This is a genomic window from Streptomyces sp. NPDC055078, assembly GCF_053607985.1.
On sequence record NZ_JBSGUP010000145.1, the window covers coordinates 1 to 14,661 of the forward strand.

The window sequence follows — 14,661 nt, forward strand, 5'->3', positions numbered from 1 at the left end:
GATGCCGGGTGCCCGTACGGGTGCCGCTCTGGGGCTCGCGCTCGGTGCGCGGCCGGTGGATCAGTCCTCGGACGCCGCGTCCGGAAGCCGGGTCTGGATCAGATCCATCACCGAGGAGTCGGTGAGCGTGGTGACATCGCCGAGCTGCCGGTTCTCCGCCACATCACGCAGCAGCCGGCGCATGATCTTGCCGGAGCGGGTCTTCGGCAGCTCCGCCACCGGCAGCACCCGCTTCGGCTTGGCGATCGGGCCGAGCGTCGCCCCCACATGGTTGCGCAGCTCCGCCACCAGGTTCTCGTCCTCCGACGCCGTACCACGGAGGATCACAAAGGCGACAATCGCCTGACCGGTCGTCTCGTCGGCCGCGCCCACGACCGCCGCCTCGGCGACCTTGGGGTGCGAGACGAGCGCGGACTCCACCTCCGTCGTGGAGATGTTGTGGCCGGAGACCAGCATCACGTCGTCGACCCGGCCGAGCAGCCAGATGTCGCCGTCGTCGTCCTTCTTGGCACCGTCGCCGGCGAAGTACCTGCCCGGGAAACGTGACCAGTAGGTGTCGATGAACCGCTGGTCATCGCCCCAGATGGTGCGCAGCATCGACGGCCACGGCTCGGTGAGGACGAGATAGCCGCCCCCGCCGTCGGGCACCTCGTTGGCCTCGTCGTCCACGACGGTCGCGGAGATCCCGGGCAGCGCGCGCTGCGCGGAGCCGGGCTTGGTCTCGGTGACACCCGGCAGCGGCGAGATCATCATCGCGCCGGTCTCCGTCTGCCACCAGGTGTCCACGATCGGCGCCTTGCCCGCGCCGATGTGCTCCCGGTACCAGATCCACGCCTCCGGGTTGATCGGCTCCCCGACCGACCCGAGAACCCGCAGGCTGGACAGGTCGAACTTGGCGGGGATGTCGTCGCCCCACTTCATGAACGTACGGATCGCGGTCGGCGCCGTGTAGAGGATCGTGACGCCGTACTTCTGCACGACCTCCCAGAACCGGCCCTGGTGCGGGGTGTCGGGCGTGCCCTCGTACAGCACCTGGGTCGCGCCATTGGCCAGCGGCCCGTACACGATGTACGAGTGGCCGGTCACCCAGCCGACATCGGCGGTGCACCAGTAGACGTCCGACTCGGGCTTGAGGTCGAAGACGGCGTGGTGGGTGTAGGCGGCCTGGGTGAGATAGCCGCCGGAGGTGTGCAGAATGCCCTTCGGCTTACCGGTGGTCCCTGAGGTGTAGAGGATGAAGAGCGGGTGCTCGGCCTCGAACGCCTCGGGGGTGTGCTCCGCGGACTGGCGGGCGACGATGTCGTGCCACCACACATCGCGGCCCTCGGCCATGACGGTGTCCTCGCCGGTGCGCCGCACCACCAGGACATGGTCGACCTGCGGGCACTTGGCCACCGCCTCGTCGATCGCGGGCTTGAGCGCGCTCGGCTTGCCACGGCGGTAGCCGCCGTCCGCGGTGATCACCAGCTTGGCGTCGGCGTCCTGGATACGGGAGGCGACGGCGTCGGCGGAGAAGCCGCCGAAGACCACCGAGTGCGCGGCGCCGATACGGGCGCAGGCCAGCATCGCGACGACGGCCTCCGGGATCATGGGCAGATAGACGGCGACCCGGTCGCCCTTCCGGACCCCCAGCTCGGTCAGCGCGTTCGCGGCGCGCGAGACCTCGTCCTTGAGTTCGGCGTAGGTGACGGCGCGGCTGTCGCCGGGCTCGCCCTCGAAGTGGATCGCGACGCGGTCGCCGTTCCCGGCCTCGACATGGCGGTCCACACAGTTGTAGGCGACATTCAGCTTCCCGTCCGCGAACCACTTGGCGAAGGGCGGGTTGCTCCAGTCGAGGGTCTCGGTCGGCTCGGTGGCCCAGGTGAGCCGCCGTGCCTGCTCGGCCCAGAAGCCAAGCCTGTCCGCCTTGGCCTGTTCGTACGCCTCCGCTGTCACATTGGCGTTCGCGGCCAGCTCGGCCGGCGGTGCGAACCGCCGCTCTTCCTTGAGCAGGTTGGCCAGGCTTTCGTTGCTCACGACATCTCCCTTTCCCAGGGCGTCTTCTGTGCGTATGTGTCCGATGCCATAGCTCACCAGCCGGAGGGCCGGGTGACAAGAGCCTTCCGGAAATTGGTTTAGACCTATCGGGTCTGTCTGTTGTCGGCGTCGATCCATCATGAACGATCCCCGGCGCCGAGGGACCGGCGCCCCATGCGGTACCGGCTGTCACCATGGACGGCCCCTCCGTCCCGGGCGGTGGGAGGGAGGTGCTCATACGTTTCCACGGACGGCGCGCGGGTCCGGTTCAGCCCGTGCCGCGGGTACCGACGCGGGTCCGGTTCAGCCTTCGCGGCGGGTGTCGGCGCGGATGGGGTCCGGCACCCGGGCGGACGGGGCCTGCCCCTGAGCGCGGACGGGAGTCCGGCACCTCCGCCGATGGGGTTCGGTCCCAGCACGCGTATATGGCTCGGCCCCCGCGCCGACGGGTCCGCACGCTACGCCGACGGGTCCGCACGCTGCGCCGATGGGCCCGCACCCTCGCCGCCGTGCCCGGCGACTGGGCGCGGGATGCGGTCAGACGTGTGCCTTCACCAGGGGCGACGACGCGGGCACGACCCGGTCGAAGACCGCGTCGAACGCATGCTCGTCGCTGCTGGCGAGCAGATACGCCTGGGCCTCGCCGACATGGAAGTACATCCCGTGCAGCTCAAGGGTGCCTTCGGCGAGCCGCCGGGACACCGACTCATGGGCCCGCAGATGCTCCAGTTGCTGGAGCACATTGGTCAGACACAGTTGCTCCGCCGCGTCGGTGGGCAGCCGCCCCGAGATCCGTGCCCAGGAGCGGTGCCGGCTCCTCATCCGCTCCAGGCTGGGCCGGGCGTGGCGCAGCCAGCGCCGCAGCGGTGTCTGCGCGCCCCCGGGCGGGATGGCCAGGAGGGCCTCCATCGCGCTGCAGTCGGAGTGCCCGCATACGGTGATCGAATTCACCCGCAGGACATCGACGGCGTACTCGATCGCGGCCGCCACCGAGTCGTCACTGCTCTCGTCGCCGGGCAGGGGCACCAGATTGCCGATATTGCGCACGGTGAACAGATCGCCCGGTCCGCTGGCCGTGATCATGCTGGTGACCAGGCGGGAGTCCGCGCAGGTGAGAAAGAGCTGCGATGGCTGCTGTCCCTCGCGCTCCAGCCGCGCCAGTTCGTCCCGTACGAGCGGAGCCGTATCGCGCTGGAAGGAGCTGAGGCCGTCCGCCAGCCGATGGGCGGTGGCGTGCTGGGGCCGGTCCTCGCAGTGGTGATTGCGCCAGGGGGTCCATGGCCGACAGCAGCCATGGGTCTCGGATGCGGGCTCGCTGATCCGGCCACCGGCCCGGCCGGTGAACTCCACTGTCCCGCCCTGGGCGACATGGGCGAGCTGCCAGTCGTGCAGCGCCTCGTATGCGGCGTGGTCCATGAAGGACCCGTCCAGCTCGACCACACACTCCGTGCCGTGGGGCACCTGGCTCAGTGCCCTGCTCAGCCGGGGCACGGCGAGGAAGGTCAACTGGCCCCGCACCCGCACCCGGTGGACGCCCTCCCGCTGCTCCTCGGTGATTCTGGTCCTGGTCAGCCGGTGCAGCGCGACCGCGACCGCCACCGCGATCCCGATCACCACGCCCTCCAGGACCCCGGTGGCGACGACCGAGACCAGGGTCACGGCGTACACCAGCATTTCCCTGTTCCGCCGCACGCTCCGCAGATGCGTGATGTTGACCATCTGGATGCCGACCACCATCACCAGCGCGGCGAGCGCGGCCAGGGGGATCAGATCGAGCAGGGGCACCAGCAGCAGCGCGGCGAGGACGACCCACAGTCCGTGCAGCATCGTGGAGTGGCGGCTGACGGCGCCGGCCGCCACATTGGCCGAACTGCGCACGGCCACTCCGGTGATGGGCAGTCCGCCGAGCGCGCCGGAGACCACATTGGCGGCCCCCTGGCCGGCCAGTTCCCGGTCGAGATCGGCACGGGGGATACGGACGTCCGGCTCCTTGCGGGCCGCCACCAGCTTGTCGACGGCGACCGCCGAGAGCAGGGACTCCACGCTGCCCACCAGGGTGATCGTCAGGACGGCGGCGACAATGCCGAGCACCGGTCCGTCGGGCAGTGCGGGAAGGGCGTGGCTGCTCCAGGACGGAAGGTCGACACGGGGCAGGTCCAGCGTGGCGAGCACGGCGAGGGTGGTCGCCCCCGCCACCGCGGCGAGCGCGGCGGGGATCTTCCGGACGATCCGCCCCGGTCGGCCGGGGATCCTCGGCCAGGCCAGCAGCACGGCCACGGTCAGGGCGCTGACGGTGAGCGCGGCCGGATGGAGCTGGGCCAACTGGGCGGGCAGCGCCCGGATGTTGTCGACGGCGGAGCTCTGGGGCGTACTGCCGAGCACGATATGGAGCTGCGCGAGGGCGATCGTGACGCCGATGCCGGCGAGCATGCCGTGCACGATCGCCGGGCTGACGGCGAGCGCGGAGCGGGCGACCCGCAGGGCGGCCAGCCCGAGCTGGGCGAATCCGGCGAGGACGGTGATGGCGCAGGTGACGCGCCAGCCGTACTGCTGGATCAGATCGGCTGTGACGACGGTGAGCCCCGCCGCCGGCCCGCTGACCTGGAGCGGGGATCCGCCTACCCGGCCCGCGACGATGCCGCCGACCGCCGCGGCCACCAGTCCGGCCTGGAGGGGTGCGCCGGTGGCGAGGGCGATGCCGAGGGAGAGCGGCAGGGCGATCAGGAAGACGGAGACCGACGCGGACAGGTCGGCTCCCGCGATACGGAAGCGACGGCGGTCGCCGTCGCCGGGTGGAGAAGGGCTGTGCGGGCGCTCCTCCTCGGTCGTGGCCGTCTCGTGGGGTTCGCGAGAAAAGGGGTCGGTGCGGGTGGGGACGCAGGCGGACATGGTTCCCGTCTCCTCCGGGGCAGCGCGGTCGCGGAATGTGGGGCGCGGCCGTGGGTCACGGCGTGCAGCGGCGGGATTCTCAACTCTCAGTAAATTGATCGTAATGCAGAGTAAAGACTGGGGCATGATTTTCTGCGCAAATAGGGCAGTCTTTCACCCGTTCCAGTGATTAGTGGGCTTATTGCGGCTCGTCGCCCCTGCTCCCCCCTCACCTCGATGCGACTTTGTCGGCGCCATCGACGCCGGTCGGAAAATCACAAAGTCATATGAAAGAGGTGGGCGGATGAAGGCCGTCACACAGAGGGTCGCCGTGGGCGCGGTAGCCACCGCACTGATCGCGGGACTCGCGGGCTGTTCCGGGTCCGATGAGGACGCCCGAAGCGAAGGCGCGCCCGGAGCCAACAAGAAGGCGGCCGCCAAGGCCGCGCCGCAGCTCATCGGCGACGGCTCAACGGCCTTCACCGGAGCCCAGCCCGGCCAGCTCAAGCCCGAGCGGCTGAAGCCCGGTCAGAAGCCACCGCAGTTCGTGGTGTTCTCCTGGGACGGCGCGGGCGAGGACAGCCAGAAGCTGTTCTCCCACTTCCGCAAGGTCGGCAGGAAGTACGACGCCACGATGACCTACTTCCTCAGCGGCGTGTATCTCCTCCCCGAGGAGAAGTCGAGCATGTACCTGCCACCGCAGCACTCGGCCGGGCGCTCCGACATCGGCTTCAACGATGCCAGGGGCATCCAGGCCACCGTGCGCGAGCTGCGCGGTGCCTGGCAGGAGGGCAACGAGGTGGGCACCCACTTCAACGGCCACTTCTGCGGCGCGGACGGGGGCGTGGGCACCTGGTCCGTGGACGAGTGGAAGAGCGAGATCAGCCAGGCCAAGTCCTTTGTGAAGAACTGGAAGTCGAACTCGGGACTGAAGAGCGAGCAGCCGCTGCCCTTCGACTACGACAAGGAGCTGATCGGCGCCCGCACCCCGTGTCTGGAGGGGCGCAAGAACTTTGTGCGCGCCGCCAGTGAGCTGGGCTTCCGCTACGACACCAGCGGTGTCAACGACCAGATCTGGCCGGAGAAGGAACTCGGCCTCTGGGATCTCTCGCTCCAGCTGGTCCCGTTTCCCGGCCGCGCTTTCGAGACCCTGTCCATGGACTACAACTTCATGGTCAACCAGTCCGGGACCGTCAAGGGCGACCCCGCGCAGCACGAGTACTGGGGCGACCAGATGCGTGACGGTCTCGTGCAGGCATTCGACCGCGCTCATCAGGGCAACCGTGCGCCGCTGATCATCGGCAACCACTTCGAGTCCTGGAACGGCGGCACCTATATGCGCGCCATCGAGGAGACGATCGCCACGGTCTGTGTCAAGAAGGACGTGAAGTGCGTGTCCTTCCGGCAGCTCGCCGACTGGCTCGACGCGCAGGACCCGCGGGTGCTGGCGAAGATGCGCACCCTTAAGGTCGGCGAGGCGCCGAAGGAGGGCTGGGCGGCCTTCCTCGCCACCCAGCCCGCGGCACCGGCGGGTCAGCCGGCCAAGCGCGCCGAGTCGGCCAAGCGCGCTGAGCCGGCCGTGGTCAGGCCGGCAGCGGAGCGCTGACGTCCGCCGCCCGTTCCCCGAGGACGAAGGCGGGGTCGACCTGCGCGGCCAGGTCGGCCCCCGTCTTCGCGTTCCCCCAGCTCTCCGCGTTCCTGAGGTGGAAGTGCACCATCTGGCGCGTGTAGCGCTCCCAGTCGCGCTGTTCGTACGAGTCCTCCGCGGCGTCCTGGAGCGTCTGGAGCGACATGCGGTTGTCCGCCTCCAGCAGCTCGAAGCGCTGGGGCCGGCCCTTCTCCATCGCGCGCACCCAGTCGGAGTGCCCCATCGTGACGAGCAGGTCGGCGCCCACCTCGTCCCGCAGGAAGTCCACGTCGTCCTGGCCCTGCACCTTGTTCCCGACGACCTTGAGCGCGACGCCGAAGTCCCGTGCGTACTCCTTGTACTGACGGTAGACGGAGACGCCCTTGCGGGTGGGCTCGGCCACCAGGAAGGTCATGTCGAAGCGGGTGAACATCCCGGAGGCGAAGGAGTCCGACCCGGCGGTCATGTCGACGACCACGTACTCGTCGGGCCCGTCGATCAGATGGTTGAGGCACAGCTCCACCGCGCCGACCTTGGAGTGGTAGCAGGCCACCCCGAGGTCCGACTCGGCGAAGGGGCCGGTCGCCATCAGCCGGATGTCGCCGTCGTCGAGCCGGACCGTACGGGCACAGGCGTCGTAGACCGGATTGTCCTCGCGGACGCGCAGCAGTCGGGAGCCCTCCCCCGGAGGGGTGGTCTTGATCATTGTCTCGGCCGAGGCGATCCGGGGGTTGGAGCCCCGCAGATAGTCCTTGATCAGCGGCAGATGCGCGCCCATGGCGGGCAGCTGGGCCGACTGTGTCTCGTCGAGTCCGAGCGCGGCCCCCAGATGCTGATTGATGTCGGCGTCCACCGCGACGACGGGGGCCTCATTGGCGGCCAGATGGCGGATGAAGAGCGAGGACAGCGTGGTCTTGCCGCTGCCGCCCTTCCCTACGAAAGCGATCTTCATGTTCACCTAGGGTAGTGGTTACCGCCCCGGGTACGGTCAAGCCGAGTGAAGAAGACCACTCCAAGGTGGGGCGTACGCCGCGGGCGCGTAGCCTCGCTGCCTATGAGCACGCATGCTTCCGAACCGTCCGCCCCGTCGGCCGATCCCCTCGCCCCTCTCGGCTCGCTGCCGGGCGTGGCCGACTCCGTGGACTCCGTCCGCAAGGCCGTCGACCGGGTCTACGGGCACCGGATCATGAGACGGCGGAGCAATGAGGTCACCTCGGAGGCGGCACTGCGCGGAGCGCGTGGTTCCGCCGCGCTGTCCGGTGCGGACTGGGCGCTGGAAGAGGTCCGCAGGCGTACCGACTTCAGCGTCGGGTCCGAGGCCCTTACGGTCGGCGCCGCACTGCGGCTGACCGCCGAGGCGGGACAACTCCTCTCCGTCTGGCGGCAGTCGCCGCTGCGGGTGCTGGCGAGGCTGCATCTGGTCGCGGCGGGCGGCGCCGGTGACGACGAGACCGTGGGCCGCCCGAGGCTGGCGGGCGAACCGGTCGACGAGCCCCTCGTCGAGGCCCCACTCCCGGACGCGGACGAACTGGCCGGCCGCTTGGACGGACTCGCCGCACTGATCATCGCCGGCAGTTCGGCCCCGGCGCTGGTGACGGCCGCCGTGGTGCACGGCGAACTGCTCGCGCTGCGCCCCTTCGGCTCGTACAACGGCCTGGTGGCCCGCGCCGCCGAGCGCATCGTCCTGATCGGCAGCGGGCTGGACCCGAAGTCGATCTGCCCGGCGGAGGTCGGGCACGCGGAGCAGGGCCGGGCCGCGTACGCCACGGCCTTCGACGGCTATACGGCCGGTACCCCGGAAGGGATGGCCGCCTGGATCGCGCACTGCGGGCGCTCGGTGGAACTGGGTGTCAGGGAGTCGACGGCGGTCTGTGAGGCGCTCCAGCGCGGGGCCGCATGAACGAAGCGGCACGCGGTGAGTAGCGGCACGCGGTGAGTGGGCGGTGAGTCCGCGTTCGTACGCGGGCGGGCGGCGCACGGCGAGGCCGTGGGCCCGGCGGACCGTCATGGAGTCCGGCTGCTCCCGCCGCACCGATGGTTGTACGGCGCGGTCCGGGCCCTGGGGGCTGGCGGCGGGGCCCTGAACAGGGTTGCGGCGGTACCGGTCCCGGTACCGCCGCTGGCACGTCCACCGAGTTACCAGGCGTCCTCGAAGTGTTGCCCATCAGGTCGGGTACTTCTGCCCGTCACCTGGTGCGGCTGGCCCGTAATCGACGGGTCGACGTCGCGTGGGTGCTCAGTTTTCATGCTCGGTCCGTGGGGCCTTTATGCGTTTTCAGGTGATCCTCTCGGATGGCCTTGGTCTCGCGGGCCGTTGACTCCTTTGTACTCCAGCGCGGAGGGAAGCGGAAGCCCTCGCCTTGGTTCTTTACTTTTAGGTTCAAATACGGGCGAAGCGAATCAAGGCGCCGCCGATGACTTCCGCCGCCGTGGCCTGAGCGGCGGAGCTGCGGCGCCGGCTGGCGTACCAGACCAGACCGGCCGTCGCAGCCGCGGCGCCCACGGCCGCGGCGGCGACCAGGGCGGGGCGCGGGGGCATGGAGAACGCGGGCAGCCGCTGTTTCAGCCGGACCGGCCGGTTGAAGACGAGAATCGGCCAGTCGCGCGCGGTTGCCTCCCGGCGCAGTGCCCGGTCCGGATTCACGGCATAGGGGTGGCCCACGGACTCCAGCATCGGAACATCGGTGGCGGAGTCGCTGTAGGCGTAGCAACGGGAGAGGTCGTATCCCTCGGAGGCGGCCAGTTCCTTGATGGCTTCGGCTTTCGTCGGCCCATAGGCGTAGTACTCCACCTCGCCGGTGAAACAGCCGTCGTCGCCCACCACCATGCGTGTGGCGACCACCCGGTCCGCGCCGAGAAGCTCGCCGATCGGCTCGACCACCTCGGCGCCCGAGGTGGAGACGATGACCACGTCCCGGCCCGCGGTGTGGTGCTCCTCGATGAGGGAAGCGGCCTCGTCGTAGATGATCGGGTCGATCAGATCGTGCAGGGTCTCGGCGACGATCTCCTTCACCTGCTGGACGTTCCAGCCCTTGCAGAGGGCGGAGAGGTACTCCCGCATCCGCTCCATCTGGTCGTGGTCGGCGCCGCCCGCGAGAAAAACGAACTGGGCATAGGCGGTCCGCAGTACGGCCCGCCGGTTGATCAGGCCGCCTTGGTAGAAGGACTTGCTGAAGGTCAGCGTCGAAGACTTCGCAATGACCGTCTTGTCCAGATCAAAGAACGCGGCTGCGCGAGGCAAGGAGTGGTTTTCCACGAGCCGAGCATAGGTGCCCACCATTCGGCGTACGCTCCGGCGTGTGGGTTTGCCTGAGAAGGCTGTCGGGTACACCATGGAAGTCACGGATCGTTCGCGACCGTGCTAACCCGGTCCGGCTCCTCCCCCCCCGAGTCGGCCGGAGAGACGACCCCCGCTCTCCCCCCCCGGCGGGGGTCGTCGCATGTCCGGACGTGTTTTCGTGATACGGCCGTGATCCATTTCGATCCTTCTCCCTTTTTGGGCCCTTCGCCGGGTGCGGTCTCCACCACTCTGCATCGTCACTGTGCGTAGCGGAAGGGGTGCTCGTGGGAGTCACTGGTATGGGCTACGGAGATATTCACAAGTGGTGAGTTGTCCACAGCTTTTTAGCAAGATCCACACGTTTTTCCGGTGTGCTGCACCGTGATTCCACCCGCGTAGTTCGCGGAAGCCAGGAATCACCGATCCCGTTACGAAGCGGGATCGCAGCAATCGGGGGTGGAGATCGTGGCTGGATCCATGACATCGAAGAGGGCACCGGTCGGCGAAGGCCGGCGGGAAGGGCCCCTGATCGTCACCGAGGACATGGAACTGCTCGACGATCTGCTGCGGTTGTGCGCCGCGGCGGGCGCCGAGCCGGAGGTCCGTCATTCGGTCCCGGAGGACGGGGGCAGCTGGGAAGGGGCTCCCCTGGTCCTGGTCGGCGACGACGCAGCCGCGCGCTGCCGGGGTGCCGCCCGCCGCCGTGGGGTGCTGCTCGTCGGGCGCGATCAGGACGACCCGGACGTCTGGCGGTACGCGGTGGAGATCGGGGCGGACTCCGTGCTGAGGCTGCCCGACGCGGAGAGCTGGCTCCTCGACCGGATCGCCGATGTGGTCGAGGGCGTCGGACAGCAGGCGCTGACGGTCGGGGTGATCGGCGGGCGCGGCGGAGCCGGGGCGTCGACGCTGGCCTGCGCGCTGGCGGTGACCGCCGCCCGGACCGGTCGGCGCACCATGCTCGTCGACGCCGACCCGCTCGGCGGAGGTCTCGATGTGCTGCTCGGCGGTGAGCGAGCAGCGGGAAGACGATGGCCGGATTTCGCCGCCTCCAAGGGCCGGGTCGCGGGTGGCGCCCTGGAGGAGTCGCTGCCCGAGTTGCACCAGCTCCGCGTGCTCAGCTGGGACCGGGGCGACTCGGTGGTGATCCCGCCGGAGGCGATGCGGTCGGTGCTGGCCGCGGCGCGCAGGCGCGGCGGGGTGGTCGTGGTCGATCTGCCGCGCCGGGTCGACGAAGGGGTCGTGGAGATGCTGGCCCAGCTGGACCTGGGGCTGCTGGTGGTACCGGGCGAGCTGCGCGCGGTCGCCGCGGCGAACCGGGTGGCGTCGGTGGTGGGCATGGTCCTGGAGGATCTGCGCGTCGTGGCGCGCGGCCCGTATGCCGCGGGGCTGGACGAGGGATGGGTCGCTGCCTCGCTGGGCCTGCCGCTCGCGGGTGAGCTGCCCAGTGAGGCCGGACTGCTCCTCGCCCAGGACGGGGGTTCTCCGCCGGGAGCCGGGCGCGGGCCCCTGGGCAGGTTCTGCGCGGCCTTCTGGGACCGTGCGCTGGCCGGGAGCGCGGCCTCATGAGCAGCGGGCTGCTGGACGCCGTACGGCAGCGTCTCGCGGAGAGCGGCGCCGAGCCCACTCCGGCCCGGGTCGCGGCGGCCCTGCGGGCACAGGGGAGGCTGCTGGGGGACGCGGAGGTGCTCGGCGGCACCGAGGCCCTGCGGTGCGAGCTGGTGGGGACCGGGCCGCTGGAGCCCCTGCTGGCCGATCCGGCCGTGACCGATGTGCTGGTCTGCGCTCCCGACCGGGTGTGGGTGGACCGGGGCCGGGGCCTGGAGCTGACCGGGGTGCGCTTCACCGACGCCGCCTCGGTGCGCAGGCTGGCCCAGCGGCTCGCCGCCGTCGCCGAGCGGCGGCTGGACGACGCCAGGCCGTGGGTGGACGCCCGGCTGCCGGACGGGACCCGGATGCACGCCGTGATTCCCCCGGTCGCGGTTGGCTGCACCTGCCTGTCCCTGCGGGTGGTGCGGCCCCGTGCGTTCTCGATGGCGGAGCTGCTGGCGGCCGGGACCGTCCCGCCGGGCGGCGACCGGGTGCTCCGGGCGCTGATCGACGCTCGGCTGTCGTTCCTGATCAGTGGTGGTACGGGCACAGGCAAGACAACCCTGTTGGCGAGCCTGCTGGGGCTCGTCGGCGGACGTGAGCGGATCGTGCTGGCCGAGGACTCCGCGGAACTGCGCCCCGACCACCCTCATGTCGTGCGCCTGGAGTCCCGCCCGGCGAATCAGGAGGGCGCGGGCCGGGTCGCGCTGCGGGACCTGGTCCGGCAGGCCCTGCGCATGCGGCCCGACCGGCTGGTCGTCGGCGAGGTCCGGGGAGCGGAGGTCACCGAGCTGCTGGCCGCGCTGAACACGGGGCACGAGGGCGGCTGCGGGACCGTTCACGCGAACGCGGCGGCGGACGTCCCCGCGCGGCTCGAAGCCCTGGGTACGGCCGCCGGGCTCGACCGAGCCGCCCTGCACAGCCAGCTGGCGGCGGCGCTCTCGGTCGTGATCCATCTCGTACGGGACCGGGACGGCCGCCGCCGGGTCGCCGAGGCGCATGTGCTGGAGCGGGACGCGGCGGGGCTGGTGCGGACGGTGCCCGCTCTGCGGTGGGGCACGGAGGCGTTCGCGTACGGACCGGGCTGGGAGCGCTTCCGGATGCTCACGGGGGGTGCGCTGTGACCATCGCTGATCCGGGTTACGCGGCGGCGCTGTGCTTGGTGGCTGTGGCGTGCGCGATGGCCGGCCGGGACCGGGGGCTGACGCGGGCGAGGCTGCTGGTCGCCGGGGGCGGGGTGGTGCCGGAGCCTCCGCCGTGGTCGTGGGAGCGGCTGCGGCCGGTGGTGTGGCCGCGGCGGGAGTGGCTGTGCCTGCCGGTGGCGCTGGTGCCGGCTGTGCTGGGCGAGTCGGTGCTGCCGCTGATCGCCGGGGTGGTTGCGGTGCCGCTGGTGAGACGTCGGCTGCGGACCCGGGAGCGGTCCAGGGTGCGGGAGCGGCGGGCCGCGGAGGTGATCGCGCTGTGCGGCGCGGTCTCCGGGGAACTGCGGGCGGGGCTTCAGCCGGGCCAGGCACTGGTGTGCGCGGCCGGGGCCACGGGCGCGCTGGGCTCTGGAGAGGCCGCGGTGGTCGCGGCGGCCCGGTTCGGGGGCGATGTGCCCCAGGCGCTGCGGGAGGCGGCCCGTGAGCCGGGCGCGGACGGGCTGGCCGGTGTCGCCGCCTGCTGGCGGGTGGCCGTGGACAGCGGGGCGGGCCTCGTCGCGGGGCTCGACCGTCTGGAGGCGGCGCTGCGCGCGGACCGGGACCAGCGGGAGGACACCCGGGCCCAGTTGGCGGGCGCGCGGTCGACGATCGGGTTGCTGGCGCTGCTGCCCGTGGTGGGACTGGCCATGGGCTGGGGCCTGGGCGCCGACCCGTTTCGGGTGCTGCTGCACACCCCGGCGGGCCTGATGTGCCTGCTGATCGGCGGATTGCTGCAGATCGCCGGGGTCTGCTGGGCGGCCCGGATCACCGGGAAGGGGCAGGTGGAATGACGGGCGACCTCGTCCACAGGCTGGGGACACCGGTACTGGTCGCGGCGACCGTGATCTGGCTGGCGTCCGGCGCTCTCGGTCGCCGCCGTGAGCGCCGGGTGCGCCGGCGCGCCGAGATCCTTCTGGCGAGGGAGCGGAGCCGCCGGCGATGGCGCCCGGAGCCCCGGGTGTGGATCAGGCGCTGGGCCGCTCCGTTCGGTGCCGTGGTCACCGGATATGTCCTGGTGGGAGGGGTGCTCGGGTGCGCTGTCGGGCTCGCTGCCGCATACGGCGTATGGCGGAGGCAGCGGCGTGGTGGACCGGGCAGGACGGATGCGGGCACGAGCACGGCTCTTGCCGTCGACGGCGATACCGGCACTGGCACCGAAGCTGACGCCGACGGCGACGGCGAGCGGCAACTGCCGCTCGCGGCCGATCTGCTGGCCGCGTGCATCTCCGCGGGGGCCGGGCCGCGCGAAGCCGCGGAGGCGGTCGGGGAATCGCTGGGCGGTCCGGTCGGAGAGCGGCTGACACGGGCGGCGGCCGAGTTGCGTCTCGGCGGTGAACCGGACCGGGCCTGGGGCTGGTTCGCCGCGATACCGGGTGCGGCGGAGCTGGCCCGCTGCCTGAAGCGGGCCGACTCCACGGGTGCTCCGGCCGCGGAGCCCGTGGCCCGGCTGGCCGAGCGGCTGCGGGCGGACCGGGCCCGTAGCGCGGTGGCCCGGGGCCGCCGGGCCCAGGTGCTGATCACTGCCCCGGTGGGGCTGTGCTTCCTGCCCGCGTTTCTCGCGGTCGGGGTCGCTCCCGTGGTGATCGGGCTGGCGGGCGGACTGCTGAACGGCGACTGAACGAGATATCTGGGGGATCGACATGGGGGCAGACATGAGGAATCCGGCGCGTGCCTGGCTGCGACGCCTGTGGCACCGGCTGCGTGGGCACCGGGCGGACTCGGGGATGACCACGTCCGAGTACGCGATGGGGACGATCGCCGCATGCGCGTTCGCGGCGGTTCTGTACAAGATCGTCACCAGTGGGGCGGTGTCCGGCGCGTTGGAGTCGTTGATCGGGAAGGCGCTCGATGCGCAGTTCTGAGAGCGGACCGGGGCCCGGGAGTCGCCCGGAGCCCGCCCGGCGGCAGACGCTCGGGCCTGGCGCGCACAGCCCTTCGGCGCCCCGGCCGGGTGCTCGGAGCGGGGGATCCGACCGGGGGTCCGTGACGGCGGAGGCGGCCGTCGCGATTCCGGCCCTGGTGCTCTTCGTGATGGCGCTGGTGTGGGCGCTGGTGGCCATCGCGGCACAGCTCCAGTGCGTGGACGCTGCGCGCGCCGGGGC

General features: G+C 71.2%; 11 protein-coding genes and 1 pseudogene. 8 read left to right on the forward strand and 4 right to left on the reverse strand.

From position 1 onward, the window contains the following. Positions 1-60: 60 nt before the first annotated feature. Together acs and ACWF94_RS15180 are read right to left on the reverse strand one after the other, a co-directional pair. On the reverse strand, positions 61-2,016 hold the full coding sequence (acs, locus tag ACWF94_RS15175; protein WP_453487810.1) for an acetate--CoA ligase: 1,956 nt from the start codon (positions 2,014-2,016) through the stop codon (positions 61-63). 537 nt (positions 2,017-2,553) lie between these two features. Then, the gene (locus ACWF94_RS15180; RefSeq protein ID WP_453487811.1) at positions 2,554-4,905 is read right to left on the reverse strand and encodes a bifunctional SulP family inorganic anion transporter/carbonic anhydrase; all 2,352 of its coding nucleotides are present in this window, start codon (positions 4,903-4,905) and stop codon (positions 2,554-2,556) included. Between the two features lie 283 nt (positions 4,906-5,188). Here ACWF94_RS15180 and ACWF94_RS15185 point away from each other — a divergent pair, with 283 nt between their 5' ends. Beyond that, positions 5,189-6,490, forward strand: a complete 1,302-nt coding sequence (locus ACWF94_RS15185) for a hypothetical protein (protein ID WP_453487812.1) — start codon at positions 5,189-5,191, stop codon at positions 6,488-6,490. On the opposite strand, the gene ACWF94_RS15190 is transcribed toward ACWF94_RS15185, so the two are convergent. Then, complete coding sequence (locus tag ACWF94_RS15190) at positions 6,468-7,463, reverse strand: ATP-binding protein (protein WP_453487813.1); 996 nt, start codon at positions 7,461-7,463, stop codon at positions 6,468-6,470. The two genes, ACWF94_RS15185 and ACWF94_RS15190, sit on opposite strands and share 23 nt — an antisense overlap. Positions 7,464-7,565: 102 nt before the next feature. Between ACWF94_RS15190 and ACWF94_RS15195 the strand changes: the two genes are divergently transcribed. Beyond that, complete coding sequence (locus ACWF94_RS15195) at positions 7,566-8,411, forward strand: oxidoreductase (RefSeq protein WP_453487814.1); 846 nt, start codon at positions 7,566-7,568, stop codon at positions 8,409-8,411. A 480-nt stretch (positions 8,412-8,891) separates the two neighbouring features. Here ACWF94_RS15195 and ACWF94_RS15200 read toward each other — a convergent pair whose 3' ends face one another. Then, positions 8,892-9,791, reverse strand: coding sequence for an HAD family hydrolase (locus ACWF94_RS15200; RefSeq protein ID WP_453487815.1), 900 nt, complete (start codon positions 9,789-9,791; stop codon positions 8,892-8,894). Between the two features lie 477 nt (positions 9,792-10,268). Between ACWF94_RS15200 and ssd the strand changes: the two genes are divergently transcribed. From ssd to ACWF94_RS15230, 6 genes and pseudogenes are all read left to right on the forward strand, one after another. Continuing rightward, a complete protein-coding gene (ssd, locus tag ACWF94_RS15205; protein WP_453487816.1) occupies positions 10,269-11,357 on the forward strand; it encodes a septum site-determining protein Ssd in 1,089 nt (362 codons plus the stop codon). Beyond that, complete coding sequence (locus ACWF94_RS15210) at positions 11,354-12,502, forward strand: TadA family conjugal transfer-associated ATPase (RefSeq protein WP_453487817.1); 1,149 nt, start codon at positions 11,354-11,356, stop codon at positions 12,500-12,502. Before ssd ends, ACWF94_RS15210 begins: the two co-directional genes overlap by 4 nt. A gap of 56 nt (positions 12,503-12,558) precedes the next feature. Continuing rightward, a complete protein-coding gene (locus tag ACWF94_RS15215) occupies positions 12,559-13,350 on the forward strand; it encodes a type II secretion system F family protein (RefSeq protein ID WP_453487820.1) in 792 nt (263 codons plus the stop codon). Next, positions 13,347-14,177, forward strand: a complete 831-nt coding sequence (locus ACWF94_RS15220; RefSeq protein ID WP_453487818.1) for a type II secretion system F family protein — start codon at positions 13,347-13,349, stop codon at positions 14,175-14,177. Before ACWF94_RS15215 ends, ACWF94_RS15220 begins: the two co-directional genes overlap by 4 nt. Positions 14,178-14,211: 34 nt before the next feature. Then, positions 14,212-14,421, forward strand: a complete 210-nt coding sequence (locus ACWF94_RS15225) for a DUF4244 domain-containing protein (protein ID WP_453487819.1) — start codon at positions 14,212-14,214, stop codon at positions 14,419-14,421. Positions 14,422-14,590: 169 nt separating this feature from the next. After that, a pseudogene (locus ACWF94_RS15230) lies at positions 14,591-14,661 on the forward strand (TadE family type IV pilus minor pilin); the annotation flags it as partial.